Annotated in this window: 3 protein-coding genes; all 3 read right to left on the bottom strand. The window is 44.4% G+C overall.

Annotation, left to right across the window (positions count from 1 at the left end):
- Nucleotides 1-366: 366 nt before the first annotated feature.
- Entirely contained in the window at nucleotides 367-2136 is a 1770-nt protein-coding gene (locus HYS07_09430; GenBank protein MBI1871399.1) for a nitrite/sulfite reductase, read from the bottom strand.
- A gap of 136 nt (nucleotides 2137-2272) precedes the next feature.
- Nucleotides 2273-3715 carry a LamG domain-containing protein gene (locus tag HYS07_09425; GenBank protein MBI1871398.1) on the bottom strand — a complete coding sequence of 481 codons (1443 nt, stop codon included), beginning with the start codon at nucleotides 3713-3715 and terminating at the stop codon, nucleotides 2273-2275.
- 24 nt (nucleotides 3716-3739) lie between these two features.
- A partial coding sequence (locus tag HYS07_09420) for a hypothetical protein (GenBank protein ID MBI1871397.1) occupies nucleotides 3740-4681 on the bottom strand: 942 nt, incomplete at its 5' end.

Below are 4681 nucleotides of genomic sequence, written 5' to 3'. Positions count from 1 at the left end.
TCCTGCCATCGTTTCCCATTTTTTGTACTCCTTCCGGAGCACATCATATCAAAAATTGGACTTCCTTAAAATCCACAGTGAATTTTGGCGCGATTTTGAGCTGTTTTTTGAGCCTTGTGGCGGTTTGCTAAGACCTCTGAACCTTGTTAAAATTCCTGCATTTAAATCATCTTGGCTCCCAGTCGAGCAGGGAGTGATTTTGCCTAACGATCCATTGATTGGGGAGAGTCTATCACAACGAACAAAGTAATAAAAGTTTTTCTGTTTTTACGGGGTCACTGGTCGCCAGTGACCGAAGATCGGAGACTGAATAAAGGAAGCAGGAGACAGAAAACTAGGGACAGGAGACCAGAGACTGGCGACCTACTAAACCGCGCACTCGCCTTTGCCCACTTCCATTTTAAAGAGATGACCCTCATCTCCTAAATCTTCATAGTATTCAGGAGCAGTTTCATAGGATGGAATTTGCTGAAACTCTTGAATCAGCTCTTTAAATTTTGGAATGCCCTGGCGCTTGATAAAATCTTTAAATCGCTCGTTGGGCAAGCGATCCTTCAAAAAATATTTCAGAATTTTATCCACGGCTTCCTTGACTCGCTTGGCAGGAACCATGGCAACAGCAGTACCAAACGTCGCTAAACCCTCTTGAGTCCCTCCTCCCAAAAGCATCTGATAATGAGGAACCTCATGTTCACCCACACGGCGACCCATTCCATAAAATCCAAGATCCGCAATGTGATGTTGACCGCAGGAATTAAAGCAACCCGAAATTTTAATTTTAATATCTTGCAAAGCCTCCTCACTTCCAAGGCCATTATTAAAAAGAGGGGCTAAATTGGCGGCCAGACCTCGAGAATGGGTAATCGCAATTTGGCAAGTATCGGCTCCCGGGCATCGCGTAATATCCGCAACTCGATCGGCGGAATGATGAGCCATTCCCGCAGCATCTAATTCCTGATAGACCCATTCAAGAGCGGCTTCTGGAACCCAACGCAAGACCAAATTCTGCGTAATCACAGTGCGAAGTCGTCCCTCACAATATTTACGAGCAATCTGAGCCACTTTTCGCATTTGATCCACAGTAATATCACCCAGCGGACATCGAACCGTCACGGCGACATATCCCGATTGTTTTTGCTTGAGAATATTGGTCTTTTTCCATCGATCAAAATGGGCCATTTGAGTCGAAGTTAAAGACGGCTTTCCCTTCGGAATCTCAACCACCGGCTGTTTTTCTTCAGGGAAATTTACTTTCGCCATCAAAACCTTACCACTTTGAGTCAGAAAAACAGCTTTACGCTCATCTAAAATTCGCTTCTTAAATTCATCCGGACCCCAATCCTTTAAGAGAAATTTAATCCGGGCCCTTGCTTTATCCTTTCGGTTTCCGAAGCGATCAAAAATACGAATAGCCGCCTCTGCCGTTTCTAAAATTCGATCCTCTGGGGTAAAATCCTCTAGTAAAACCGCTGATTTAGGCATGGAACCTAAACCACCCCCTGCATAAACTTGAAAACCGCGGATCTCTCTACCATTGACTTCTTTGATCTTCGCAACAAAACCCAAATCATGGATGGTCACTCGAGCATGGTCTTCAGGACAACCCTCAAAAGCAATTTTAAATTTGCGAGGCATGTTTTGACAAAGGGGATTTCTCAAAAAATGAAGTGAGACCAAATCTGCATAAGGAGTCACATCAAAAACTTCTTGATCCGTAATCCCAGCGTAAGAACATGCCGTGACATTGCGAACCGTATTTCCGCAAGCCTCTCGGGTTGTCAATCCGACTTCCTCTAACCTGCGCATCACCGTAGGAACATCATGGCGTTTCACATAATGATATTGCATGGCCTGACGTGTCGTCACATGCCCTATTTTATTAGGCGTGTACTTTTCCGCAACATCGGCAAGAACTTCCAGTTGATGAGAATTAAGATTCCCATAACGAATCTTCACACGGATCATATGAAGATCCGGTTTCCCTCGAATCCCATAAATTCCATTGGTCAACCTAAATCTCTGGAAATCCTCAGGAGGGGATTGACCCGCTTCTAAAAGAGCAATCTCTCTTTCAAAACGCTTAATCTCCTCCTCAGCCTGAGGAGAAATTGAGGACTTTTTTACTTCAGCACTCATGGGTTTCCCCTTTTCGTTTCTAAAATGATGGTAAGAGCAATTTCGCAATGATATTTATATATGGAAATATGACCACCATCATACAAAAAACTCAAAAAAATAGAAAGATTAAATTATTGTTATAAAACAATTGAACCTATATTCCCGCATCGGACAATATTTCATCTTTACTCAATGCCTTTCGATAAATTCTCATCTCATCCAGGATTCCATAAAACGCATACGTGGTCGAAGTCCCCCCGTTGCCGAGATAAAGGGAAAGAGGGGTTACATCCAATTCTTTTGATTGCGACTTACTCGCAGCAAGCGTGCCATTCATGTATAAGCTCATCGTCCCTGTTTTGGAATCATACACACCCGCCACATGAGACCAGACGTTTCCTTTCATAGAGGCGCTACAGGTGACCCATGAACCTCCCTTATTAGTGGTATCTGCAAAAAAGGACACATTGCCTTTATAAATATAGAGCCCCCATGTCCCGCCACTCCTTTGCAGGATATACTGTTGGTTCTTTGCAGCCATATTCGTAGGGTAAACCCAGGCCTCAACGGTCAGGGCGTCTTCAGCATCCAACGTTGCAGAATCAGGTACACAGACATAACCCGATCCGTTAAACGAAAGCCCATTTGCGCTGTATCCCGCTACCGATGTCACACCACTTGTCTTCCCATTATTCTCACAGTGAGATGGGTCCGTCGCGGTTCCATTATCGAAATTGTAATGCAAAACTTCATCAGGAATTCCCTTTTTCATATCGTCTTGAATCATTCCTTGAGTCAAAGCGATATTGTAGATTCTAAGCTCGTCTACTCGACCCTTGTACGCATAAGTCGGACCAGAACTGTAGGAACCGACATAAAGATTATCAACGGTCGAGCCCAAATGGCCCTTCTGGATTTTAGAACTTTTCAAGGTGCCATCCACATAAAGAACCATGACCCCAGCATTTTCATCATAGGTACCTGCAACATGGGTCCAGCGATTGGCTTGAATCAAACTCAATAAAACGAGACGGCTGCCCCCATCTTCTTTGGTATCCGTGTAGAAGTAGAGCTTGCTGCTGGCCATATAAAATCCCCAGGTCTCGCTTGATTTCTGCATAAGGTATTGACGGGTGCTTGAACTGACACTGGATGGATTAATCCATGCCTCCAGGGTGACTGCGCTTGTTGGGTTAAGACCGTTACCGTCCGACACTTGAACATAGTCAGTCGTACCGTTAAAGGCTAAGGCGTTATTGGCAATGCCTGTTTCTTCTGTGGCCCCAACCACATTCCCGTCATGATTTGATCCGCTCATGTCCGTGGCCAATCCATCATCGAAGGTGTAATAAAGAATCAATGGATTTTCTGATAATTGATGAACCCATCCTCCCTGCTCAGTAAAATGGTTGCTTGTACTCTTTCCAATCGGAGAGCTTTGCCCTAAGGTTCCAATCATTGCATAGTTCGTAGAGACGGCTCTACTCCCTGTAGAGTCCACAGCATCCGTTTGAATCCTATATGAATTGCTTTTCTGCACGGCGCAGACTGGAATTGCAAAAGAAAGAGCCCATAAAAAAACTATTTTTAATTTCATACGCACCTCGCAAATTTTATTTTTTTATTTCATCTCTTTTATCGCAGGAGAATCATTGCGCGTTGGAATGTGTTTTATTTCAAGCCTTTTGTCCTCGTAACCTTTTCGCTTTGCCACAATGCGATAGGTAAAATGGGCATTGCTTTTGCCATTTTGTAATTCCACAACATCAAAACCCGTTTCCCCTCTTCTCACATACACACCCTTGCAGTCATCATTCAATTGGACAAAAACTTTCATGGGATGAGTGACATCAACAGTAATCATCTCAAGGAACAAGGCATCTAAATCAACATGGGCACGTCCCGAGATCAGCGCTCCTTCTCCAAAGTCCTCAAACCATAATTCCGGCGACTCTTGACAATAGAGTGCAGTTTGGCCCTTTGAAGTTTCCACAACAGCACTCTTGCTTCCATTACACGTAAAATCACCGTTCACAGCCATATCACCTGCTGAATAGACACCGTAACCACTTGGGGAGTCTGTTTCACCCCACACCCCAGCATTCACACCACTCGTTGCAGTGGCCCAACCGAAAACACCACAAGGAACGGACGCGTCAGAACCCTGGTATGAATTAATCCTTCCTAACACACCCAGTGCTGCACCTCCTACAGATGCACCACTGGATGGGGCCCAACCATAAATCGCAACACTGCTCCCCCCCGAAACTCCTAACGACCATGTTTCACCATAAACACAAGATCCCAAACCGGTATTCTTAACCCTCAAAACCTCTGAAGAAGAACTCCCTTCCACATGCAGTTTTGCAGAAGGACTGGTTATCCCAATCCCAACATTGCCATCTGAAGTAATTCGCATCTTCTCAGTATTCCCATTGGTATCAAAAACGATGGCTTTACCTGATTGTGACTGTAAATCTAAACTGTCGTCTGAAGGACCATACAAAGTATGAGCCACCCCAATAGCTCCATTTACATCTAACTTCCTACTTGGACTGGTTGT

The sequence above is a fragment of the Chlamydiota bacterium genome (assembly GCA_016178055.1).
Classification (GTDB): Bacteria; Auribacterota; JACPWU01; order JACPWU01; family JACPWU01; genus JACOUC01.
Note: the sequence above shows the minus strand (reverse complement) of the source record. Positions and strands in the feature narration are given on the sequence as shown.